The sequence below is a fragment of the Leptospira venezuelensis genome (assembly GCF_002150035.1).
In the GTDB taxonomy this organism is placed as follows: domain Bacteria; phylum Spirochaetota; class Leptospiria; order Leptospirales; family Leptospiraceae; genus Leptospira_B; species Leptospira_B venezuelensis.
The window spans coordinates 1,776,558-1,800,871 of sequence record NZ_NETS01000010.1; the positions used below are offsets into that span (position 1 = coordinate 1,776,558).

The following is a 24,314-nucleotide window of genomic DNA, read 5'->3' on the forward strand; positions in this document are numbered from 1 at the left end:
TCTTATTTCGGCCTATTCTCGAAAAAAGTTAACTTAAAGAAAATATAAAGTATTTTTGTACCTGCCTTAAAACTTCCGATCAAATTTCCACTGATCTTAGACTTTCCGCCTTTTCTATTTCGATAATGAACAGGAACTTCTTGGATCGTAAATCCGTTTCGGATTGCCTTGATTTGCATTTCTAGATTCCATCCCCAAGTAAGATCTTGCAGATCCAAATCAAGCAAGGATCGCCATCTTAAAATACGAAATGGTCCTAGATCAGTAAATTTTACTCCATAAAAAGAGCGGATCAAAAAACAGGAAAGCCAGTTCCCGAACTTCTGCAAAAAGGATAACGAACCTGGTTCAGCATATCCTAAATTTCTGGAACCTATCACAAAATTTGTATTTGGATCTCGTGAGAATACAGAAAATAGATCCTCAAGATTATTGAGATCATCCGAACCATCTGCATCCATGAACACTATAAACTCAGGAGAAATTTTTCTTTCCTGAAGATAATGTATTCCCGCTAAACATGCGGCTCCATAACCTTTCTTTGGTTCTTGGACTAAAATCACTCCTGCATCAATTGCGATCGCCGGAGTGGAATCCTTGGATCCGTTATCCAGAATTAAAATTTGTTCGGGCAAGATCCCAAATCTGAAAAGAGAGTCTAAAACCTTTGGCAAGGTTTCCTCTTCATTTAGGGCTGGGATCAGAAATTTGGAATTTGCCCAGGGAGCTGACAAAAGATCTATTCTCCTCTTCTGTTTTTAGAGATCCTGAAAAGTTCCTCGGGAGAATAAATCCTACTCTTTCCCGAGTTTAAATCTATTTCTTCTTTATAAACTATGCTGGAAAAAGGATAAAAATTTTCTATTTTAGAGATCTTTTTGCGAAGATCTGAGTGAATATTTTCACTATTCTTTCTCATATGTTCCGCATTGGATTCTTTCAATCGAGTATGATAAATTTCGAATACGATTTTAGATTGGCCTTCGATTCCGGTAAATAGATCCTTCCAGACCTTGGTTTCCCCCGGAAGAATACGAGTATCTGCAACAAGTCTTGCCTTAGGATACCACTCCCATTCTTGTCCGAACTTGATCTCTTTTGTCGATAGAGATTTACCTTTCGAATCCAATAATGAAATTTTTAAAAGTATAAATCTTTCTGGATCTCCGGTTGGAATATTATGAGCAGCCTTTTCATTTGTAAGGGAAATTGAATATTTCAGATCATTCCCTTTTTTATTTAATTGAAGAGGTTCGATTTTTAAGCCGGTTCTATATCCTCCAGGAATCTGATTATCATAGAGTTCGAATTTTTTCGGAACTCCTCCGCCAATAAAAGAATGTTTATGAGAAGTCCTGATCGGAGTGTTTAGCTCTGGTTTGACCAGTTTACGCTGTAATTCTCCCATATGGCAGGAGCCGCATGCAATCTTTCCATGGGAATTTCCCTTTTGTTCCAATTCGATTCCCGTTTTGAAAGCGCATACCAATTGGTCATCCAAAACATAATTTGCATTATGACAGTCGAGGCATCTGTTCCTCAGTTTTTCTGGATCAATTTTCACTGGATGAGGAGGTTTTGTAGTTCCGTTTGCCCCCAATACATATGAGTTTCCTTGTTCGTCTATACGAACATGGCATACTGCACATGTAACTCCTTCTGCTTTCATTTTAGGATCGAAGTTTGGATTTGGTTCTTCGATCGGAGTTCTATAATCCCCATTATTTAAGTAGTTAACTAGAGTTTCTCTCTGGTTTGCGATTGGGGTATGGCAGTTTAAACAAAGCCAACGAGGGGAGGAAGACTTAGAAAGTTCAGATTGGAACTGAAGATCAGAAAGAGCGTTTGCATGAGTGGATGTTTTCCATTCTGCATAAATTTCTACATGGCATTTTCCGCAATTCTCTGCCCTAACTTCTCCGACTGCAGTAAGAGGAGGTAAATGTGGTAAAGGTTTGGACCAAGGAGCTTGGGAGAATACCTCATCCACAGGGATTGGTTTATCTTTCGATTTAGTAAATATACAATAAAACAAACTGGCGGTCAAAGATAAAGATATGACCGCTAATATTAAACTTCTTCTTTTGTTTAAGAACATTATAAAAATATCATCTAGTTACTAGGGGATGGTTTTGCTCCCCTTTGGAAGACCATTCCCACATAGATCCTGCATAATTTTTTGCGTTATAACCTAAAGAAACTAGAACGGATGTCATCCAACCAGATCTAACCCCTCCAGTACAATAAGAGATCACAGTCTTATCTTTGGAAATCCCTAATTCATATAATTTTGCTGTGATTTTAGCCTCACTCAATAGATATCCTTCTTTATCTAAAAACTGCTTGTAATAGATCCATTTTGCTCCAGGAAGATGTCCTCCTCTGGATTCTCCGTAAGGAGTTTGTCCTAAAAATTCTCTTTCTTCTCTGGTATCTATAAAAGCGAATTTTCTATCAGAAAGTTCTGTTTGGACTAATTTGGAATCTGCCGACCAATTTTTATTTTCAGAAGGAGAAGTATTTATTTTAGAAAGGATTTCTGGACGGTTTGGAACGGGAGAATTAGAAGCCTTATGTAAAGCGTTAACTCCTCCATCCACGATAAAAGATTTAGAAAAACCTAATGTGCGTAAGGACCAGACGATTCTGCCTTCTTCTCCCCATCCTCCCGTAGGATCTCCGAATACCAATATGATCTTGTTCGTATCCAAACCCTTTTTACGTAGGAGTTCCTTTGCATCTGAAGCTTGGACTAAATTTCCTTGGTTAGGAAATTCTTTTTGAGAGATCTCTTGCCAGCCCAATGATACTGACTTGGAGAATGTGGAAATTCTAATCCCATCTCTTGCATCTACGAACACCGCACCTTGTCCATGTAAGAATAATGCTTCGGGTGCGCTAATGAACCATCCTCTGACTCCTGAAAGTTTTTCGGAGGCGAAAAGGGAAGATGAAATTAGAAAAACTAGTGCAAAGGAGATTATGAGTTTCATTTGGACCTACCTTGGTTTGAGATCAATTATCGTCAATAAACAATACAATAAATCCTATATAGCAGAATAATTTTAATATTACAGACGGAAGCCCGATGTTTTTAATGGTATTTGACAGTTAAAGGAAAGATAGGCCTTGGAATTCGAGAGGAATAAAGAGAGAAGAAGCCAGATCCTAAATCGCGCAAACCTGATTTGGATTCTGGCCGCAGCTGTGTACCTATGCATTTTTCTTTTTTGGGAGGTAAGGAACCAGGAAAGAAGTTTAACCGGAAATATATACATTCTTGGATTTTGCGGATTAAGTATTGTCTATGTATCTCTATTTCTTTCTAAAACTTTCGAAACTTTCGGAAGGGTAAGTTTTGTTTTAGGGTTACTTCTTAGGGTTCTTTTGATCTTTTCTACACCTATTTTCGAAGATGATTGGGCGCGTTATCTTTGGGATGGATGGGTCAGTTCTGAAAAGGGGAGTCCTTATGGGATTACTCCGGAATCTTTTTTTGGAGAATCGGATCCAACTAGAACTGAATTACTCTCTAGGATCAATCATCCGGACTGGCCTACTATTTACGGTCCTGTGCTCGAAATTTACTTTTATCTAATACATTTTCTATTTCCTTGGAAACTATGGGCTCTCAAACTTTTTCTTTTAGTTCCGGATATTTTTCTATTCTTTTTGATCAAAAGTAAGTATGGGATTCGTTCTTCTGCAATATACTTTTGGAATCCGGTCCTGATCAAAGAGGTCTTCTTAAATTCTCATCCTGATATACTAGGATTCTTTCTTTTGTTTTATTCTTTTTATTTAGCGGAGAAGTCTAGGTATCGTTTAGGCTTTTTTATTTGGGGACTCAGTATGGCTGTAAAAGGTTTCGGAGTATTCCTTTTACCTTTTTTATTGAAGTCAGATTGGAATAATGAGCGTGATTTCAAAAAGGTGATAATAGATTTGAGTTTTGCGGTTCTAGGATTTCTTTTAGCGTATTCTCCTTTCCTGCTTTTCTCCCAAGAAACTGATTTTACGGCCCTAACTAGATTTATTGGAAGTTTTACATTTTTTCCTTTAGGTTATAATATCCTCCATGGCTTACTCGGAGATTTAGCTCGGGTTTTCTGGATTATCCCAACAATTATAAGTATATTATTCTTTTTGAATGAGAGATATTCTTATTGCTTGGGAGAAGAGGAGAAGATCGGGATTTCGTTCTTCTTATTCTTCTACTTCTCTCCTGTTGTGAATGCATGGTATCTACTTTGGATGTCCCCTTTTTTACTGAAGGATTCCAAAGTCTTTTGGCCATCTTGGGTGTTTTTGTTCTTTGGACAGATATCTTATTTGAACTACGCGAATCTAGGAGATTGGAAATTGGTATTAGAAAAAGGTTATTATGCCCATCCAGATTGGATCTTGGCTTTGGTTAGCTTTGCCTTCTTTCCAATTTTTCTCGTTTGGTATAGGGTTCGATTTTCGCCTAAAAGCATCAATTCCCTCGAAAAACCATCTCTTTTGGGCTAAGAAAAGATTTTTTTCTCCTTTGAAAGAATTTTGATTGTTATTTTGGATAGTATTTCCAATAAGTTGGATGAATTATTATTATAACTGTTTGGAATAAACAAGATTCCGATCCAGTGAGGAACCGAGTATGCCAACGATCGATCCGATTGAAAGAGGCCTGATCCAATCTATTGGAACCTTGGTTCGTAAGAGAAGACAGGAGTTAGGTCTCTCTCTTGGAAAGCTTGCAGAATTATCTCAGGTAAGCAGAGGAATGTTAAGCCTTGTGGAATCAGGAAAGGCCGCCCCATCTATAGCGTTATTATGGAAAATTTCGAAAGCAATCCGTTTGCCTTTATCCAGCCTCATGGAATTTTCTAAAGAGGAATTTCCTAAAATTTACAGGAAAGAAGACTCCAGTGAAAATTCTGTAGAAGAGAATCAGTATGTGATCCGTCCTCTTCTTCATGAAGAAACTCGATTTCAAACTAGACTGTTTGAGATTAAACTTCTCTCAGGAGTTGCCAAAACATTCATTACGAAAGTGCAATCCAAACAAAGACAGAATTTGTTCCTACAATCAGGCGCACTTCGTTTGAAAGTAGGTGGCAAATGGTTTGACCTGCAAGAAGGAGACAGCATGACCTTTTTAGGAAAAGATCTGCAAGAACTTGCAAATTTAGGGGAGAAGGACTCCTACCTGATCTGGTCCTCTTCTCTTTCTGATGATTGAAATACATTGTAATTTGCGTTTTGTTAATTGCAATTCTTGAGGGTCTTTAGAGTATAATCCGGACTTTTCATTAAACGAAAAAGTCTTTGGTTAGATGAAAGCCTTCGAGAAGATCCAAGATTATTTCCACAAACGAAAGAGAATAATTTTGTCCATACTCATCGGACTTATTTCTATTTTTTTCTTAAAGGAAGCATCTTATTTTTTATACAAAACTTCTCCTGAATCTCAAGTGATCAATTCAGGGTTTTATTATCTTTCTAAGTCGGATCTTTCCGGCGAATACGATTCAGATTCTTTCTTATTTCCTCTCCATCTTCGAATTTTTAAAAATGATCTTTCTCCGGAAGATTTTAAAAGGTATTGTAAACTTTTATTATATCTTATCTCTGCAGTCTTGATCGGTTATACCTCTTATTATAGAGGGTATTTTACTGGGATCTTTCTTGGCTTCTTTTTACTTCTTTCTCCTGTTTATCTAATCCAAAACAATTGGGTCGGATTTCCGGATCATCTTACTTTCTTTTGGTCTATATTACTTGTTTTGTTCTTAGATTTGCATGATCAATACAAAGAAAGGAAAGTTATCTTATATGTTTTATTCTTCCTTTTTGTTTTGGGATCTTGGTCCCATTTTTATCAGTTCTTAGCGATTTCTTTTTTAGTTTTATTTTTACATTTTTGGGAGAAGAAAGAGATCGATCTAGATCTACTAAAAGTCTTTTTGCTTGGGATATTTGCAGGGAGAATTTCTTCTTATTTGATTTTTTATCTGAACGGAATCGAATGGAACGAAAGAAGATTGGATACTGCTCAGTCCATAGGTTTCGCTCGCTGGTATTTTATGCATACGAACCATCTTCTCCTTACTTTAGTTTCTTTCTGGAATGGTTTATTATTTCTGTTTCTGGAGAACGTGATACGTAAGAAGGTTTCGATCCTGCTCGTGTGTTTTGGGGCCTTCTTCATTACATTCTTTACTGCAGATAGCACAAGAGTATTTGCCCATTTATTCTATCCAGCCTGGATTGCTCTTTGGCTGATCCGTTCTCGAAAAGGTTTCTCGAATCAGGAAAAGTGGATCTTGAGTTCTGGATTGGTTCTGGCATTTGTATATCTTCTGCTCTTTGATCCATTTTATAAATGGGGTGGAAACCTGATCCACTTAGGGCCTCGTATCATATATTGAGCCCTACACTTTATAAAAAGGTAATTTTTACTTTTTGAATATTCCGTTTTAGCGGAGAATAACAGTCCTTCCGGTTACAAAAACCATTTTCCATAGTCATTTTGTTTCCTATTTTTTACGGTTTATTCTGTTTTGTTTAATAAATTGCACCGTAATTCTAATTTATTATTCAATTAATTAGATAATATGTTCGTTATATTGAAATAACCTTGGTAAAAACGAAGCCTTTTCTCGACATTGTGCTTAGAGTCCGCAGTGGAATAAACATGAGGGAACCCCGACCGGACCAGCATTTAGGAGAACAAAATGAAAAATACGCTCATTTATTCGAGCCTCCTGGCAATTGCGCTGGGATTACTCGGGAATTGTGGAGAGGGATCTTCTGACAGTTCCGCTGCAGCATTAGCTGCTCTTGGGGGTGGAGCATCAAGTGTAAAAGTAGCTAGTGCTTCCGATCTATCGATCGAGTCTGCGGACGATTATAACGATAACCAATTTGGTCTTATCACTGCTGCAACTTTAAGAAGCTGGGTAAACAATTGGGCAAACAATAAGCCTGCAGGTATTACCGGAAACTTAGTGATCTTCCAAGCTAACAAGGTTGGGGCGGATGCTAACAAAAGTTTGATCCTTCCTACAACTGGAGTGAAAGTTTTTGTCTCCGTTGCAGGAAACAATACTGCAGTTTATTCTTGGAAAACTTTTAGAGAGACTAGATATAACGGCTTGATCTCGATCCCTGGAGGAACAGCAACTTCTGGAGGAAACGGACTCTTAAGTGGAGCTAACGTAGATGAATGGTTCCATACTTATGGAGTCGATCCTACTAAGGACTTGATCGTATTCGCAAGTGGTAACGGAGACAACTACGGAGCGATTGGGCACCAACATTATACATTAAGATACTGGGGAGTGGCTCACGAACATCTCGCAATCCTGAACGGAAGTATCAAAGGACAATTCCCGGAAGCGGAATTGGGTAATGACACAGACGAGTCCGTTCCACCTTTAAACGGAACCTTCTCCGTAAAACAACTGAAGAATGTGGATAACAGAATTCTTACGTTGAGTATTGAAGATACGATAGAGGTTGCTAAGAATAACGGACACCATAGTGTGAAAGGACTTTCATCTACCGTTCTTATCTCGGACAACAGAACTGCAAATAATAACAACGATATCAGCGTGTATACTTCTGCTGCAGGATGGCAAGAGTATAACGGTGGAGAGAACACCACTGGAACTACTAAGTCAGGAGGTGGAGCTGTTGCTTTCGAAGGTCACTTGAAAGGTGCAGTATTCGTTCCTCACTACAATCTAGTAGATCGTTCTTCTTTGGATAACACTTACGCATACGGAGCTTCCGCTGCGGGATCTTTCAATACTGTGAAGTTCAAGTCCAAGGCTGATGTTAAGGATATCTGGGACACTTACGGAACTACAGGTGGACCTAACGCAGGTGCGTCTGCTTACGAAGAAGGTCAAACCATTCTTCAATACTGCAGAACGAACACCAGAACTCAAACAAGTGGAATTTCCACACAGTTGATCTTAGGACGTCCTTCTGTGTTCTTAGAAGATGGATGGAGTATTTTCGGATTCTTATCTGGAAACTTCCCTGCTGCGAATTTCAACGATGATGTAACTGCGGGAGCTTCTTCTTATCCTTCCGTTCCAGTTAAGTTCGCTGCTGACGTTCAAGGAGCGATCGAGTCCGGTGTTAGAGGATCCGGAGATGGACCTCACTATAACACAGGTGTGAAAAAATCCACCGTGGATTATTTCCAGATCAATTCATCGGCGACCACAACCAAACAAGCATTCGTAGAGGATTGGAATTACAAAAACCAATAAACTACGCTATATAACGGGGGCGGAGATATCTCCGCCCTTTCAATTCTGTAACATAAAATAAAAAAGAGGGAGTTACTGCTTTATGAAAATATTATACATCTCTGCGCTGATCGGCGCATTATTCTTCTCATCTTTGGATATAATTTTAGCCTCCGGTGGATTTGGAGGAGGCGGGGTGGCCGGGCAGGCACTTCGAGGAAAAGAAAGGGAAAAGTTTAATCTAGGAAAGGCTATCTATAATGGAGAAGTCGCCCTGGACGCCAAAAAAGAAGACCAATCAAAGTCTCAGAAGAACCGTTTAGAATATCTACAAGGTTCCTTGCCCAACTCGGAGAAAGGAAGGGTTAACCTAGAAGATTTAGCAGGTAAATTGTCCGAAGAACAGATTTCCGCTTTGGAATTTTTCGTAAGTATCCGCTTCAACGTTAAGTTGGAGGAGAAGAAGGATTAATCAGGGAATCTTTATATAATGAAATATTTAATTAAGAAGGGAGTTTTTCTTCCCCTTCTATTTTTGGCTCAACCGTTCTTTTTAGGGGACTTATTTCCCCAAACGGTTTGGGCTCCTTATCAAAGACAATTATGGGTCAGGACCACTGCGGTGAATTCGGTCTACGATTCCGCATACGTAGGAAAATATCATACCACTTATGATGATGATGTTCGGATCAATGTAGGCGCTTTAGCTTTTGAGTATGGGATTACAGATCGTCTTACCGTAGATTTACAAACAGGTTTTGGTAAATTAGGAAGGACCCAGTTGATTAATCGTTACTTCGGGACTTTAACTTCTCCAGAACAGCCTGATAAATATGGGATCATAGATTCCAGAGCGGGTTTGCGTTATAAGGTCCTGGATGAGTATGATTATGATTCCATTTGGGTTCCAACAATTAGCGTAAGGATTGGCGGGATTAAAAAGGGTGATTATGATAGAAACCCTCAAGCTCTAGGTGACGGAGCAAACGGCGCAGAAGTAAATATCTATCTTGGAAAAGACTTCAATGTCTGGGGCTTAGGTGCTCTTGGAGAATGGAGTTATCGAAGAAGAGAAAAGCCGGTGCCGGATGATGTTCTGTATTACGGAGCGTTGTATAAACGTTTTTTTGATTCTTTTATCTTTATTGTAGGAAGTAGAGGACAGATTGGTCAGGGAGGATATGCATTCGCAGATCCTAAAGGAACTCCTCCTCTAAATCTAATCCAAATAGATACACCTTCCATCGCTCCTTTTGGGCAGGATTGGTATAATTATTATCTCGAACACGAAAGACCGGCCTGGGGAAGAAAGGAAGTTTATCATAACCTGGAAGTAAGTTTAGGTTATACGGATAAGTACGGAAATTATTATAACTTCTTCTATTCTCATACTTATTCCGGCTATAACACCGCAATCTTAAGGACCTTTGGGTTCTTGATCAATTTTCCATTTAACTTATAGATCGGAGGAGAATATGTTTCATTTAAAAATTAGAAATTTAGGAGTTTGTTTATTACTAATTCCTTTTTTAGGATCCTGCGATGCTCCGGAGTATATTACTCCTTATGAGAAGCTTGCTCTTTTGCGACCTGTAGAAGTTTTTAATACTTCGCAACTTTTGTCAGTGTCCAAAGAAGATTATAGTGATAATACATATGGACTGATCACTGCATCCACTTTAGAATCTTGGAGATCGAATTGGGCGGCAAATCATCCTGCTGCGATTAGTGGAAGATTGATCATCTTTCAGATTAGCGGAGGAACACTTTCCGGTTCGTATATAAGACCTGAGACTGGGGTGAGAGTGTATGGGATCACGGCAACTTCTACCGATTACACTTTTTTTGGTCAGACTAGATTTAATGGTCTACTCGATACTGAGACAATCGTTCCGGAAGGGAAGAATATAGATGCATTCTTAAAACGTTTTGGAGTGAATCCTGCAACGGATCTAATCGTGTTTGCTCAGGATATTCCTTCGGATGGGAATCTGATGATGACTCTTCGTTCCTGGTACACATTGTATTATTGGGGAGTGGAAAAAACTCATCTTGCAGTTTTGAATGGAGCGGTTTCTACTAAGATCGCTTCTTCTCAACTTACTGGTGGATCTTCTTATACAGTTCCTACAACTAGCGGAGCTGGCACTGTTGGAAACTTATACAGAGATCATACGATCTTACAGGCAACACTCGCGGACATTTTTAATGCAGTCCAAGGTATTACGAATCCTACATTTGAAGGCTCCACTCCTGCACCTGCAGGTGGAAGTTTCATCTTAGATGCAAGAGCTCCTACGGAATATGATGGAAGTGGATCCACTGTTGGACCTTCTAATTATACATGCGCGGATACTCCAAGTTGTTACACTTCTTTCGAAGGCCATATTAAGGGTGCAAAAAACATTTGGTTCACGAATTTCATCAATGCAAATAAAGAGTTCCTGCCAAAATCGGATCTCCAAAATTTACTCGCATCGAACGGATATACGGAAGGACAGACAATCCTTACCTATTGCAGAACTAATGTAAGATCTTCTATCACAGGATTTGCAACTCTTGCGATCCTTGGATATCCCACCAGATTTTATGACGGTTCTTGGGTAGAATGGGGATCTCTCGCTTACGATACGAATGGAAATTGGTCCAATCTAAGCGCAGTATCTGCATGGAGAACGGACCGTTCTACAGTTACTGAATCGATTACGTATAACGTGGGAAAATCCGGTATAGACGCATCCAATATTTCTAATTTAGGAACTTATTTCACACCTGAACGCAGCTTTGCGAAAGGTACAAATGATGTCATAAAGCAAGATAAGAAATATCTTTCAGGTTCTGCTTCTTCCGGTGGCGGAGGAGGCGGTAGTTCAGGAGGAGGTGGAGGAGGAAATCCTTGCGGAGGGTAATATCCTCACTCTTCTTTGTCGCAATCATTGCGGCAGCCTTCTTCTTATTATTTTGTAAAGAAGAAGGGTTTCACCAGAGGCATTGGGCATTCCCCCTCGAATCCCAAGGCTCGATTACAGTAGATCCGAACCCGGCCTCTTGCGGGAGCTGCCATTTACAACAGTTCGTTTCCTGGAAGTCGACTCTTCACTCCCGGGCCGTTGGCCCGGGCTTTCTTTGGCAATTGCCTCGGATTGGAAAACATGGATCCGAAAATTGTATGAACTGCCATGGCCCAAATCCGGAAGCTAAAACATTATTACTCTCTCGTTTAGGCTGGGGAGAAGTCTCCGATTCTTCTTGGAAACCAGGCTCTGAAGAAAATGGGATACAATGTGCAAGTTGTCATCTCCGAAAAGGAAAAGTGTACGGGCCATATCCAAAAGATGGGAATAAGAATAGAATATTCCAAAATTCAAATATTCCACATGAAGGTTTTATTCCTCAAAAAGAATTCGAAGAATCCGAATTTTGTAAGACCTGTCACCAATCCCCTGAGACTGCAAAACAGTTAAACGGAAAGTTCCTTATGGATACGTATGGGCAATGGAGAAGATCTGAATTTTCAAGATCTAATGTGCAATGCCAGAACTGCCATATGCCTGACAGAAAACATGAATGGAAAGGTATCTCTGATCCTGAAATGGTAAAGCGGGGAGTCCAAACAAACTTGCAAGTATTGTTAAAAGAAGAAGGCGCCGAAATTATTGCAGAACTGAAAAACTCGGGTGTAGGGCATTCTTTCCCAAGCTATTCCGTTCCAAAAGTATACTTGGAAGTTTGGGTAAAATACGTTTCTGGACGAAAAAGAAAAATTTCAGAAAAAACTCTTGGCTGGATGTTGGACCTGGAATTGCAAAAAGAGATTTTTGATACCAGACTTTCTCCTGGAGAATCAGCTTTTCTTAATATAAACTTATCCAAGGAAGAATTTTCTAAGCTAAAACGAGTCGAGTTTATCGTAATAGTAGATCCGAAAGAATATTATAAAAGAATGTTCCAAGACAATTGGAATTACAAAGATACATTTCGGGAAGATATAAAACCTTGGGTTCTGCCAAATTTAAAAAAAGCTATAGAAGAGGCGAATTCGGCAAAATATGAACTATCCAGACTGGAATGGAAAATGTAGGAATTCCAACATCATAACCGAGAAATAATTAACTTGCAAAGGATGAATTTTTATGCTAATGCCTTTGGGGTACCACCGCACCGGCCCCCACCCTAAGCGGGCGGGGCAAACTTCTTCACACGTAGGAGCTCCTACAATGTCTCTTTATTCCACGCTCGAAATCATAAAAAACAATTTCCCTTTCCGCGAAGTTTTCCCAAACTCACCCTGAGTATGGCATCTCTATTAGAAGAACCAGAATTTCCAAAATTGATAAGTGCTTATAGAGAAGCCTTAAAGAGAAGATATTCCAAAAACAATCTCTCTCAATATCCTAAGTTTTCATCTATTTCAGAAGAGAAAGTGGATCTTCTTGTGCGTTACTTTCTAGAACTATTATATCCTGAATACGAGGGCAGAAGGAAATTAGACGGAGCGTTTGAATCTTTAGCCGGATTTGTACATTCTCCCCCAAAAGTATTCGGACTTTTAGGCTCATTGAGTATGGCAGTATTCAAGTTGGGTCGCCATTTAAAATCTGCATTCCAAGCTGGATTTGCAGCATTACACTCTTACGTAACGGCTCACCGATTCGAAGAGATTATGTTTTCGAAGGCAAAAGAATTATTAAAAGAAGGGAAGGATCTACAAAACAAATCGCACTTTGATCAGGTGCTTGCTTCCGTTTCCAAAAAAGACGCCGATGAATTCAGGAAAGATATCTTAAAACTATTTGCGACACTTTCTGATAAGGAACTTCTTTCTAAAATTAAACAACTCATGGATGTAGTTGTTAAAACAATGAAATCCAAACCTAAAACTTATACTCCTGAAGAAGTAGAAGGTATTATGTTGGGTGCCGGAATTCTCACAAAAGGAGAAGAATTATTTTCTGGAATGACTCGCGAAGAAATGGATTTGATTTTAGAGGCGATCGACCAAGTGGAGAAGGATGCGTTTGAAGAAGCGATTGCTTCCGTAGTTAAATAACCCTGCCGACGGTCGGAGTCGAACCGACACGAGGTTGCCCTCGCTGGATTTTGAATCCAGTGCGTCTACCAATTCCACCACATCGGCGGGTTTTATAATTCCTTATTGGATCAGGAATCGAGTTCGATGTATTTGCCCTTACCGCGGGCAACGATTTTACCGATCTCGTTCTCAATTTCGGCTCTGTTTTCGATCACTTTTTTGTTCTTTTTAACGAACCAGCCACGTAAATGCAGAGGTTGATTTACTTGTGCAGGTTGTAAGAAACGGATCGTCAACTCGCCAGTTGTTGTTTTAAAATTCATCGCCTCGTTGATTTTGGCCATGATTTCGTCCAAAATAGTGGCGATGATTCCGGGATGGATCACGTCCGGAGACCCTTGGAACTTTTCAGGAACCGTGTAGTCGCCGTAAGCGGTTTTAGTGTCCTCATCAAAGGTGATCTTTAACTGAAGACCGTCCGGATTGTCAGGACTAGACCCGAAGCTCAGGTTTTCCCGAACCGTTGATTTCATATATGTCAAGTTATTACTTAACATTCATGGTGTCAATCCGAAAAAGCTACTGATTGCTGTTTAAGAACGACGTAATGTTCTGTCGAAAATAATAGGTAAGAATCTTCTAGATGACTGCACTTCTTTTATTATTAGGACTTCTTTCTGCGGGAGCAGGAGCTTATACTTTATTCAGAGATCCGAATAGATCGTCTGGAAGTTCTGCGCCTTCTCCGGGTGGTGGAGGTTCCAGTGGAGGAGGTGGTCCTGGGTCTGGCGGAGGTGGAGGAGCTGGAACTCCTTCGGCAGCGGATCGAGGAAAATTAGTAAATGTTGGAGACCAAGATTCTAGCCCTTCTTCATCTTCGTCTGCTCCGCAAAAAGCTTCCGGACAACCAGGAGCGGAGAAGCCTAAGGAAGAGTGGAGTCCTCCTTCTCCTGGTGAAGAAAAACCTAATTATCCCGGATTAAAGAAGAAGGAAAAATTACAACTTCCTCATGCAACAGATGACATCATTCGAAATAACTCTCGTTATGCGCATCATCGAAGGCCGCTTTTACATTCAGAAGCATTAGTAGATAAAGAAAACTTCTTAGCTGCGTTGGAGATCTTAAAGAGAACTAACGCTAGAATTCCTGATTCGGATATTAATGAAAAAATTGATAATAATATCCAAGCAATCGAGGATCATATTAATTCTCCTCCAGAGGAAGATACATATACTCCTGACGATCCAAATTATACAGGACCTCCTATTCCATTGGGAGACTTGGTCAAGGCGATCAAGGATATCAGCCAAGCTCTTGGGAACAGTATGTCCCAAGGATTTTCTAATCCGATCCAGATCCAAGCTCCTCCAGGAACAGAAGCACCTAAACTTCCAGCGGAACTTCCTCCTGGCCCAGTATCTTATCAAATTATTTCTTATGCTCCTTCTTCGGGGCCAATGCCTCCTCCTCCGCCAGGTGCGCCTATTTCTTATAATGCTGGTGTTCCTTCACCTCCAGGTGGCTTTCCTTCTGGTCCAGGAGGTTCTCCACCAGGCGGTGCATCTCCAGGTGAGGGACCGGGTTCTGTAGGTCCGGAAGATTTTGCTCCTTCTGAACCTTCTCCAAAACCTAAAGATCCCGCACATTTAGATCCGAATGAGATGGATCTTCCGGAAGATACATTCTTTTCGGACGAATGGGATAAATTTAAGGACCTTCCTCTTGTTGATAGGAGAACAGGAGAAGATCGCCGTGCCGGCGAAGACCGAAGAGGAGGAGAAGGCTCTCGTAAAGACAGAAGGGGAGAAGACGACAGAAGGAAGGAAGATCTTTTCAAAGAGAGAGATGATTATCTCAAGAAGAAGGCGGAAGAAAAACGCCAAGAAAGAGAAGAGCAAGCATTAGAAGAACCTTTACCTCAAGACTGGCCAAAACCTGAATATCCTCTTTCGGATCAGATCCCAGGTTATGCTTCACCTGTTCTTCCTCAGATAGATCTAGTTCCGATCCGTTTACCTGATCCGGAAGATAAAGTTTTAAGAGGTGAACCTGAAGGATCTCCTCAAGGAGCACCCGCGCCAACTCCAAGTGGAGAAGCGGCCCCTGCGCCAGGTCCATTAGAATTACCTAAAATAGATCTTCCTGATCCTGTAGATGAAACAAAACACGAAGAATATACACCTGAAATTCCTCCGCTCGCGGGACCAGGTGCTCCGGCTCCGGCGGGTTCTTCTCCTTCTCCAGTTCCAAATGCAGAAGACGCTCCTGAAATAGAAGTTCTAGATGGAGGTCTTGAACCTTTAGACCAGGATAAGCCTGAAAGTTCAAGCGGTGGAGGGGACGACGAGCCTAAGATGATCCATGGTATTCTGGAGTTAAAACCTCCGGAAGTGGACGATGCTCCTTTCTTAACATTGACTTATGATTTTGGGAAGATACCGCACTCTTTCAAACTTTCCAAGAATTACAGTATTATGGAATACTCATATTATAAGTATAAACCTATGCTGATCAAGGCCCAAGAATTTGCTCGACGCAAAATGTTGAAGAACGCTTTGAACTATTATCGTGTGATCAAATCGCAAAACATTCCGCCTGAACTCAGGAAGATGATAAATCGGAATATCAAGGACATCACTGAGTTCATGGAAAAATATCTTATGGCTAAAGGGTAGTAAAGAGACGCAGAGGTTTTCTCACGCAGAGCCGCTAAGTCGCAGAGGGTTTTAAATATGATAGGAACTCTTGAGTCCTGATTCCTCTCTGCGACTCGGCGCCTCTGCGTGCTATATTGTTCTCCGCGCCTCCGAGTGAGCCCGTAGTCTGAAATTCTGACAGAAAAAGTGATTTAGAAAAAAAATCCTGGAATTTCTTAAAAAAGAAAAACTGCTTTCCATCCTGACTGTCTAAATTTAGAATGATTCTAAATAGGAGAGAGCAAAATGCCTCAAGTTACTTCACTCGCACCGGACTTTAAAGCAGAAGCCGTGATCGGCCAGCAAATCAAGGAAATCAAACTTTCCGACTATAAAGGAAAGTGGGTTGTTCTATTCTTCTGGCCCCTCGACTTCACTTTCGTTTGTCCTACTGAAATCATCGAATATGATGCAAAATTGGACGACTTCAAAAAAATCGGAGCGGAAGTTCTGGGAGTTTCCGTAGACAGTGCTTTTACTCACCTTGCATGGAAGAACACTCCTCGTAAACAAGGCGGATTAGGAGATATCAAGTATCCTCTAATTGCAGACATAACCAAGTCAATCGCAAGAGACTATGGAGTTCTTTTAGAAGGCGGAGTGGCTTTAAGAGGAACTTTCATCATCGATCCAGCTGGAGTGATTCGTCAGTCTACTATCAATGATCTTCCTGTAGGAAGAAACATAGATGAAGCGATTCGTCTGGTAAAAGCTTTCCAATACGTGGAAAAACACGGCGAAGTTTGCCCTGCAAACTGGGACGAAGGAAAGAAAACTATGAAAGCGGATCCAGAAAAGTCCAAAGAATACTTCTCTGCGGTAAACTAATCCATACTTTCGGAAATCCGGTCTTAGGGCCGGATTCTCCTTTCTAATTTCTCCTGGTCACACACCCATTCCCTTAAAATCTTGCTATTATAGCCCTCATTCGGGCAAAACTCGCACTTAGGACTCTGGAAAAGGTTGCGTAAAATCTTTCTAAAGTCTAAGATATGGGAGAAGAATATTATGGCACAAGCACTTGAGATCATTTCCGACGAAGATAGATATTATCGTGCGGATAATTTTCCCAAAGGACTTACACGCAAAGTGGTGGAGTCCATCTCCCATATTAAAAATGAGCCTGCTTGGCTTACTGAATTCCGCCTAGAAGCATTTAAAGTTTATGAAAGTAAACCTATGCCTGGTTGGGGATTTTTTCCTAACTTCAAAGTGGATATAGACGAGTATGTGCATTATATAGGCGCAAATCATAAGAAGAAAAAATCCTGGGACGAGGTGGATCCTGAAGTATTAAAAAGTTTTGAAAGACTTGGGATTCCCGAACATGAAAGAAAATACCTGGCTGGTATCGAAGCCATGGAAGATTCAGAGACTGTTTACGCTAACGTCAAAAAAGAACTTACCGATTTAGGAATTATTTTCTGCGATATAGATACTGCTATTCGTGAATATCCGGATATCGTTCGCAAATATATCGGAACTGTTGTTTCTATCGGAGATAATAAATTCTCTGCATTGAACTCCGCAGTTTTTTCAGGTGGATCATTCGCTTACGTTCCTAAAGGAGTGAAAACTCCTATGCCTTTACAGGCTTATTTCAAAGTAAGTGCTGCTTCTTCTGGTCAATATGAAAGAACTCTCTTGATAGCAGAAGATGGAGCAGAGTTAGAATATTCGGAAGGATGTTCTTCAGTGCAAGACAAAGGCACAAATTTCCATACTGCTGTTGTGGAGCTGATTGCTCATAAGAATTCCAAAATATTCTACACTACTATCCAGAATTGGAAAAAGAATATGTATAACTGGACAGTGAAACGTGGTCTTTGTCATGAAGCAGCTCATATCACCTGGACAGATGTGAATATCGGTGCAAACACAATCAAGTATCCAGGAATCATATTACAAGGTGATAATTCTACAGGTGATATTCTATCCTTGGCTTTTGCAGGTTCAGGTCAGATCCAAGATACTGGCGCGAGGATTATCCACGTAGGTAAAAACACTCGCAGTAATATTTTAGCAAAAGGTGTTTCCTTGGATGGTGGGATCAACTCTTACAGAGGTTTGGTAAAATTCACCACTGGATCTTCTAACGCATATAGCCATGTGAAATGTGATGGTCTCATGATGGACGATCGCTCTCAATCTCATGCCTATCCTTATAATGATGTGACCGGTCAGAATGGAACCTTGAACTATGAGGCGACAGTTTCTCGTATCGATGAGGACCAACTCTTCTACCTTCAATCCAGAGGACTTTCAGAAGACGATGCAAAACTTCTGATTATCAACGGTTTCTGCGAAGGTGTGACTAAACATTTGAACGTGGAATATTCCGTAGAGATGACAAGGCTTATCAGAATGATCCTGGAAGACGGGAAAGTTATTTCCGAACATTCGGATTCTTCCGTTTCCTAACTGGAAAAAAGCTGGCATTCCTTTTAAAATCCGGTCATACAAATCATATGCAGAGAGTATTGGGTATTTTCCTGGTGGTTGGTTTGATCTTGGCGGGGTTTCAGATCTTTTCTCCGGATGGGGCAGCTTCTTCTAACGAAACTGAAAACGCGAGTTCTCCGGTAAAACCCGAAGAACAGGGAGTAAAAAAGGAAACTTCTCCAAGCGCAGTGTTATTTTGGATTACTGCTGCTCTCAGTTCTTTTCTGGACCAGTTAGAAAAAGAATCAGCAAGCCGCAATGCCCCTGCTGAAGTTCTAACGGACCAAGAATTGAAGGAACTTTTCCAACAAGGTTTAGATTCTTATAATGCAGCTGAATACGAAAATGCAATTTCCCAGTATGATCGTTATCTCGCCGTAAATCCTAAAGATTCTTCTGCATTCTATAACCGTGGCCTCAGCAAATATTATCTGAATCGATACACCGAATCAGAAACTGATTTTGATTCAGCTTATTCTTTGGACAGCAAGGATCTTGATGCATTATTTTATAGGGGATTAAGCCGTTTTGGCCTGGAAAGAAAAGAAGAAGGCTTAGAAGACATGAATAAGGCTATCAATTCTGGTTTGATTAAGTCGTATGCATTTGCTGAAAGATCGATCCAGCTAAGTATATTAGGAAAAACGAAAGAAGGTCTGGCGGATGCTAAAAAATCCGTACAATTAGAGCCAGAATATACAAGAGCGATCTTTGCCTTGGGATTTGCAAATTACGCTTCCGGAAAATATAAGGAAAGTATAGACTCTTACTCCAAAGTTTTGAAAATTCTGCCGGACGATTCCACCTCATATTTTAACCGTGGTTTAGGTTATGCTGCCTTAAAAAGAAAAGCGGAGTCCTGCAGAGATTATAAAAAAGCCTGGGATCTGGGCTATGCGGACGCAGAAAAAGAATATAAGGATTCTTGCAAGTGAACGAGACCATTTCCGATTCAGAAATAAAGGAAAATGTAACTGGAAAAATTCCGGTTAAGGGTCATACATTGGAGGAACTCACTCAGATTGTTTCCGAGTTGGGTGAAAGACCTTTTAGAGCTAAACAAATTTATAATGGATTATACGCAAATCGTTACGAGTCCTGGGAAGAATTTTCCACGATCGGAAAGGATTTAAGGGAAAAATTAAAGGAGAAGTTTAGCTTCTCCAATATCAGCGTCGCAAAACATTTAAAATCTGTGGACGGCACTCAAAAATTCACTTTTGAATCTGTCCCTGGAAGTGGAAAAGAATTCGAATCAGTATGGATTCCTTCCGGAGATGGTGGAAGAAAAACGATCTGTATTTCTTCGCAAATAGGCTGCACCTTAAATTGTAAATTTTGTGCTACAGCTAAACTTCCCTATATGGGAAATTTAAAAGCAGGGGAGATCATTGATCAGATCCTCCAGGTAGAAAAGATCGTAGGTGATAGGGCCACAAATATAGTGTTCATGGGAATGGGTGAACCAATGCATAATTACTTTAATGTAATGCGTGCGGCGAAACTTCTTCATGATGGAGAAGCACTTGGAATGGGTGCAAAAAGAATTACAATCTCCACTTCAGGAGTAGTAAATGGAATTCGTAGATTTATAGACAATAAAGAGCCTTATAATCTTGCAATCTCTCTCAATCATCCTGATCCAAACGGACGGAAAGAGATCATGGATATAGAGGAGAAGTTTGCTCTTCCCGAACTTTTGGACGCTGCTTTAGAATATACCAAAGTTTTAAAACGTAGGATCACATTTGAGTATGTAATGATCCCAGGCGTGAATATGAGTGCAGAAGACGCCAAAAAATTGGTGAAGATCGCAAGAAGACTGGACTGTAAAATAAACGTAATCCCATTGAATACTGAGTTCTTTGGTTGGAGAAGACCCACAGACCAAGAGATAGACGAGTTTTTACGTCATTTAGAACCTGCTGGAGTTCCTATTTTGAATCGAAGGTCCCCTGGAAAAGACATCAACGGGGCCTGCGGAATGCTCGCCGCAAAAAGTTGACCTTAGATACGTATCGAATAACCTAGTTGGAATGAGGCTGTCCTTCCTTTCGACCTTATTCTTATTTTCTTTTATTATGATCGGGACCACCGATTGTAAAGATCCCTACCAACAAAAATGCCAAGAGATCTGCGGATTTTTCACCTCTTGTGTGGAGAAACAATTCGAATCCAAGGGACCCATTGATGCTTCCAAAAAAAGTTTCATGCAGATTGAATGTGAATCCGGATGTTTGAGAGAACAAGGTTACGCAATGCCTTGTTACGAATCCGAAAAAACATGTACCGGATTTACACGTTGCCTCATGGAATCCGGTCTCATGGATTGAGCTTAACGTTTTTCTATTAAGTTTGGAGTATTATAAAAATATGAATTTCGTTCAGGACGGGAAAAACGCCTCTTTTGTGAAATATTCTGTATGGTTCCTTTTGGCAGTAGCTGTTCTGCCTTTATTTCTTACATTCCCTCTGGATGTGATTGATATCGATTCTTCCCAATATGCAGAAATTGGAAGGGAAATGACTGACAGTGGGAATTGGTTTTTTATCAGAGATAATGGTAGAAGATACTTGGACAAACCGATCCTCACTTTCTGGAAGATCAGTTCTGCTTTTACTCTTTTTGGTCAGAATAATTACGCATTCCGCTTGCCTGCGATCTTAATGACACTTCTCTCTCTTTGGGGAGTGTTCACTATTACCAAACTATACTCAGGAAATATTAAGCGTGCCTGGATCTCTGTGTTTCTATACGCATTATCTCCTGGATTATATGCAATGGTGGTGGATCCTAAGATAGATGTATATGTAACTCCTTATATCATCTTAGTATTCGCTTTTTATTATTTAGGGACTAAAAAGAATTCCGCCTACTATTACGCGATGTATCTTGCTATGGGACTTGGCTTTATAACAAAGGGCCCGATTGCAGTTGTGATCCCTGGAATTGGAATTGGAGGGGATATTCTTTTCAGAAGAGACTGGAAACGACTTTTGGGGATGAAACTTTTCCCTGGCGGAATTTTGGCAATTCTTCCTCCTTTATTATGGTCTATACCTTTATATTTAGAGTTTAATACTTACGGACCTTATTTCTTCCTTTGGGTACAATCATTCGGTCGTTTTTACATAAAAATGTACGACCAAAAATTCAATCCTCTATTCTTCTATTCCAATTTCTCTTGGGCGTTTGGGATTTTTATATTACCTTTTTTACTTTGGATCGGATCAAATTTCGTTGGGTTCGTAAGGGAGAAGGGTAAAGGTCTATTCGCTAATATTCGAAAAAATGAATGGAAGGATCAAGATTTTGTGCCTGCGTTCTGGCTTTTCTTATTCTTATTTTTGATCAGTTTTTCTAAATACCAATTGCCCCAGTACATTTATTGGTGCCTTCCTGCGGGAGCGGTTGTAGGCTCCGGTTTTTTACTAAAACTTATCGAAAGTCCAGAGGGTTCTCTTTCTTTTGCAGGTAAAATTTTAGTTTATCTGACTAGTTTAGGATTCGTATTTGCCGGGATCTTATTTCCCATCTTAGTTTTGGATGTCCCAATTTCTTATTATGTTTGGGTAGCTATTTATCTTGGGATCGCAGCGATCGTTTTATTGTATTTCAAAATGAATGCGGTGCTTGGGACCCTGGTTGTATCCGTCTCCTTCTTCTTTACTTTGGTAAGTTTGTATGCATATCCATTACTTGTTTCTTACCAACCTTCTAAGGAAGTAGGGGAGATTATACAAGAAGCAGAGCCAGGCAAAGAAAAGTTTCTGATGTTTGGGGTTCCTGCCTCTAAAAGATCCTACGCGTTTTATTCTAAACGTATCACAAGAACCTTATTTGATCCGGAAGTTCTTTTCGAAGCACTTCAGAAAGATGGGGAAAGAATGATACTTATCTCCGAAAAGTATCTGCCTCATTTTGATGAGTTTACTGCAAATCGAGTGGATCTGGATATTTTTGCGGAATATGAGAGTTATAAGGTGGCAACTCCTGAGTTTGGTTTCTTCTTAAAATCTAAAAGAGATTCTTTGACCACCAAGGTGTATTTAGGCAAAATCCGATTTAAACCAGGAAAAGAGACCGCAGCAGCGAATTCTAAATAATTCTTTTTTTTTAGATTTTAGAAAAAAGAATAAGGGAAATTTTACAAACCCACCGAATTCTTAAGTAGGCTTTGTTATGAGCCTGGTTTGGTTTTGGTCCCAGGGTCCTCCTGGGGCTACTTTTCCCTTCTTTTTGTAATTCTTTTTTTCACACAGAGCTCACGGGGGGACACGGAGTTATTATAAGTCTTTAATTTAATATAGATTCCTAAGTTCTCTTAAGCTACATCTCAGTGTTCTCAGTGACCTCCGTGCGAAAATCCATAAGTATTTCTCGACTTTTGAGCATTCTTCCTTTAGAAATGACGAATGGATTTTCCCCGTTCCTTGTTCCTCTGTGCGATCTTATTCCTGTTTCAATGTGTCACTTCCCCTATTAAGAACATTCCTATAAAGGAAGAAAATCATATCCTGTCTTGGGAGAAAAGAGAAGCAGAAACAGTCAAAATTCTCGCTGACCTCATCCGGATCAAATCAGTAAGAGGAAACGAAAAACAGGTAGCAGAATATCTCAGATCCATTTTCGAGAAAGAAGGGATTAAGACTAAACTTATCTCAGAACCTGGATTTCCGGATAGAATAAATCTAATTGCAGAGTTAGAACCAAGTGTTCCTAGTTCCGACAAAGGTTTAATTTTAGGAAATCATCTGGATGTGGTAGAAGCAGATCCTAAAGAATGGGCGGAAGATCCGTTTGCCGGAACCATTAAAGACGGTAGAATTCATGGAAGAGGTGCCTTGGATTGTAAGGGGCTCATTGCAATGCAGATCGTTTCCTTTTTGGAACTGAAAAGATCTGCTATTCCACTTAAGAGAAAAATAATGTTCTTAGGTTTGGCGGATGAAGAATCAGGAAGTGAAAGAGGAGCGAGGTTCTTACTAAAAGCGCATCCTGAATTATTCAAAGGTTACGGATACATGTTGAACGAAGGGAGTTTTGGAACCAAGGGTGTTGCCATTCCTGGGAGTACTATCTTCAATATCCAATATGCCGAAAAAGGGAATCTTTGGCTGAATGTAAGGGCAAAGGGAGATCAAGGGCATGGTAGCACCCCCAGTCAGAATTATCCAAGTCTCAGGCTTTTAAAATTTTTAACGGAAGTTTTGGAATACGATACTGAGATCCGAATCTCCGAAGAGACCGAAGGATTTTTCTATCAACTTGGGACCATTAGTCCTTTCCCGAATTCATTCATATTAAAAAATTCGAATATTCCTGGCCTAAGGAGATTGTTATATGGACCTATTCGCACAAGCAGACAGCTGAGTGCGATCACTAGAAATACTAAAGCAGTTTCAGGTCTAAAAACGGAAGAAGGTAAAGGTCATAATGTACTTTCTTCCTTAGCAGAAGCTAAATTGGATGTGAGACTTCTTCCTGGATTTGATCCTTTAGAATATTTGAAAGAAATCCAAAAGATCGCGGCAAAATATGAAGTAGAAGTGGAGCCTGCATCTACTGTAAATTCAGATAAATCTACTTTGGATTCAATCTTATTCCAAAAACTTTCTTCGGTTGCGACTCGCAAAATTCCTGGAAGTGTGGCCACTCCTTTTATTTCTCCAGGCAAAACGGATAATGCATACTTTCGTCAGATCGGTATGGAATGTTATGGGTTAATCCCTGTTCTACTAAACGAAAAAGAACTTACCATGCTTCATGGTAAGAATGAAAGTATTAGTGTAGAAAACCTAAAATTAGGGACACAGATTATATTTGAGATTTTATACCAAATGAACTGATGTTTATGGAAAACAAAACTTTTTTCACACAGAGCTGTGGAGGCGC

21 protein-coding genes and 1 tRNA gene are annotated in these 24,314 nt (G+C 40.0%); 17 read left to right on the top strand and 5 right to left on the bottom strand.

Going from position 1 to position 24,314, the window contains the following annotated elements:
• Positions 1-2: 2 nt before the first annotated feature.
• Genes B1C82_RS15680 through B1C82_RS15690 form a run of 3 tightly spaced genes read right to left on the bottom strand, consistent with a single transcriptional unit; the run spans position 3 to position 2,993 of the window.
• The gene (locus B1C82_RS15680; RefSeq protein ID WP_086448425.1) at positions 3-734 is read right to left on the bottom strand and encodes a glycosyltransferase family 2 protein; all 732 of its coding nucleotides are present in this window, start codon (positions 732-734) and stop codon (positions 3-5) included.
• A gap of 5 nt (positions 735-739) precedes the next feature.
• Positions 740-2,098, bottom strand: coding sequence for a multiheme c-type cytochrome (locus B1C82_RS15685; protein WP_086448426.1), 1,359 nt, complete (start codon positions 2,096-2,098; stop codon positions 740-742).
• Positions 2,099-2,108: 10 nt separating this feature from the next.
• Positions 2,109-2,993 carry a sulfurtransferase gene (locus B1C82_RS15690; protein ID WP_086448427.1) on the bottom strand — a complete coding sequence of 295 codons (885 nt, stop codon included), beginning with the start codon at positions 2,991-2,993 and terminating at the stop codon, positions 2,109-2,111.
• A 136-nt stretch (positions 2,994-3,129) separates the two neighbouring features.
• Between B1C82_RS15690 and B1C82_RS15695 the strand changes: the two genes are divergently transcribed.
• The 9 genes from B1C82_RS15695 (at position 3,130) to B1C82_RS15735 (ending at position 13,296) form a co-directional block, all read left to right on the top strand.
• On the top strand, positions 3,130-4,512 hold the full coding sequence (locus B1C82_RS15695) for an MptA/MptB family glycosyltransferase (RefSeq protein ID WP_086448428.1): 1,383 nt from the start codon (positions 3,130-3,132) through the stop codon (positions 4,510-4,512).
• Positions 4,513-4,639: 127 nt separating this feature from the next.
• A complete protein-coding gene (locus B1C82_RS15700; RefSeq protein ID WP_086448429.1) occupies positions 4,640-5,224 on the top strand; it encodes a helix-turn-helix domain-containing protein in 585 nt (194 codons plus the stop codon).
• Positions 5,225-5,318: 94 nt separating this feature from the next.
• Positions 5,319-6,413 carry a hypothetical protein gene (locus tag B1C82_RS20850; RefSeq protein WP_234008407.1) on the top strand — a complete coding sequence of 365 codons (1,095 nt, stop codon included), beginning with the start codon at positions 5,319-5,321 and terminating at the stop codon, positions 6,411-6,413.
• Positions 6,414-6,719: 306 nt separating this feature from the next.
• Positions 6,720-8,267 carry a sulfurtransferase gene (locus tag B1C82_RS15710; RefSeq protein ID WP_086448430.1) on the top strand — a complete coding sequence of 516 codons (1,548 nt, stop codon included), beginning with the start codon at positions 6,720-6,722 and terminating at the stop codon, positions 8,265-8,267.
• Between the two features lie 82 nt (positions 8,268-8,349).
• Positions 8,350-8,718: a hypothetical protein gene (locus B1C82_RS15715; RefSeq protein WP_086448431.1), complete on the top strand. Its 369-nt coding sequence runs from the start codon at positions 8,350-8,352 to the stop codon at positions 8,716-8,718.
• A gap of 18 nt (positions 8,719-8,736) precedes the next feature.
• Positions 8,737-9,708 (top strand): hypothetical protein, encoded by a 972-nt coding sequence (locus B1C82_RS15720; RefSeq protein WP_086448432.1) that lies wholly within the window; start codon positions 8,737-8,739, stop codon positions 9,706-9,708.
• Positions 9,709-9,721: 13 nt separating this feature from the next.
• Positions 9,722-11,155 carry a sulfurtransferase gene (locus tag B1C82_RS15725; protein WP_086448433.1) on the top strand — a complete coding sequence of 478 codons (1,434 nt, stop codon included), beginning with the start codon at positions 9,722-9,724 and terminating at the stop codon, positions 11,153-11,155.
• Positions 11,143-12,327 (top strand): multiheme c-type cytochrome, encoded by a 1,185-nt coding sequence (locus B1C82_RS15730; protein WP_106407697.1) that lies wholly within the window; start codon positions 11,143-11,145, stop codon positions 12,325-12,327. The genes B1C82_RS15725 and B1C82_RS15730 overlap by 13 nt, the downstream gene beginning before the upstream one ends.
• A 213-nt stretch (positions 12,328-12,540) precedes the next feature.
• Positions 12,541-13,296: a hypothetical protein gene (locus tag B1C82_RS15735; protein ID WP_086448434.1), complete on the top strand. Its 756-nt coding sequence runs from the start codon at positions 12,541-12,543 to the stop codon at positions 13,294-13,296.
• 3 nt (positions 13,297-13,299) lie between these two features.
• On the opposite strand, the gene B1C82_RS15740 is transcribed toward B1C82_RS15735, so the two are convergent.
• Positions 13,300-13,383 (bottom strand) — tRNA-Leu (locus tag B1C82_RS15740).
• Positions 13,384-13,406: 23 nt separating this feature from the next.
• Positions 13,407-13,811 carry a PaaI family thioesterase gene (locus B1C82_RS15745; RefSeq protein ID WP_008595600.1) on the bottom strand — a complete coding sequence of 135 codons (405 nt, stop codon included), beginning with the start codon at positions 13,809-13,811 and terminating at the stop codon, positions 13,407-13,409.
• 110 nt (positions 13,812-13,921) lie between these two features.
• On the opposite strand from B1C82_RS15745, the gene B1C82_RS15750 reads away from it, so the two are divergent.
• From B1C82_RS15750 to B1C82_RS15785, 8 genes are all read left to right on the top strand, one after another.
• A complete protein-coding gene (locus B1C82_RS15750; RefSeq protein ID WP_086448435.1) occupies positions 13,922-15,955 on the top strand; it encodes a hypothetical protein in 2,034 nt (677 codons plus the stop codon).
• Between the two features lie 267 nt (positions 15,956-16,222).
• Positions 16,223-16,804 (top strand): peroxiredoxin, encoded by a 582-nt coding sequence (locus tag B1C82_RS15755; protein ID WP_086448436.1) that lies wholly within the window; start codon positions 16,223-16,225, stop codon positions 16,802-16,804.
• Between the two features lie 180 nt (positions 16,805-16,984).
• Positions 16,985-18,397, top strand: a complete 1,413-nt coding sequence (gene sufB, locus B1C82_RS15760) for a Fe-S cluster assembly protein SufB (RefSeq protein WP_086448638.1) — start codon at positions 16,985-16,987, stop codon at positions 18,395-18,397.
• 47 nt (positions 18,398-18,444) lie between these two features.
• The gene (locus B1C82_RS15765) at positions 18,445-19,353 is read left to right on the top strand and encodes a tetratricopeptide repeat protein (RefSeq protein WP_086448437.1); all 909 of its coding nucleotides are present in this window, start codon (positions 18,445-18,447) and stop codon (positions 19,351-19,353) included.
• Positions 19,354-19,361: 8 nt separating this feature from the next.
• Entirely contained in the window at positions 19,362-20,423 is a 1,062-nt protein-coding gene (gene rlmN, locus B1C82_RS15770) for a dual-specificity RNA methyltransferase RlmN (RefSeq protein WP_199775806.1), read from the top strand.
• 31 nt (positions 20,424-20,454) lie between these two features.
• A complete protein-coding gene (locus tag B1C82_RS15775) occupies positions 20,455-20,751 on the top strand; it encodes a Cys-rich protein (RefSeq protein ID WP_086448438.1) in 297 nt (98 codons plus the stop codon).
• A 40-nt stretch (positions 20,752-20,791) separates the two neighbouring features.
• Positions 20,792-22,525, top strand: a complete 1,734-nt coding sequence (locus B1C82_RS15780) for an ArnT family glycosyltransferase (RefSeq protein ID WP_086448439.1) — start codon at positions 20,792-20,794, stop codon at positions 22,523-22,525.
• 309 nt (positions 22,526-22,834) lie between these two features.
• Entirely contained in the window at positions 22,835-24,268 is a 1,434-nt protein-coding gene (locus B1C82_RS15785; RefSeq protein ID WP_086448440.1) for a M20/M25/M40 family metallo-hydrolase, read from the top strand.
• The last annotated feature ends 46 nt before the right edge of the window (positions 24,269-24,314 follow it).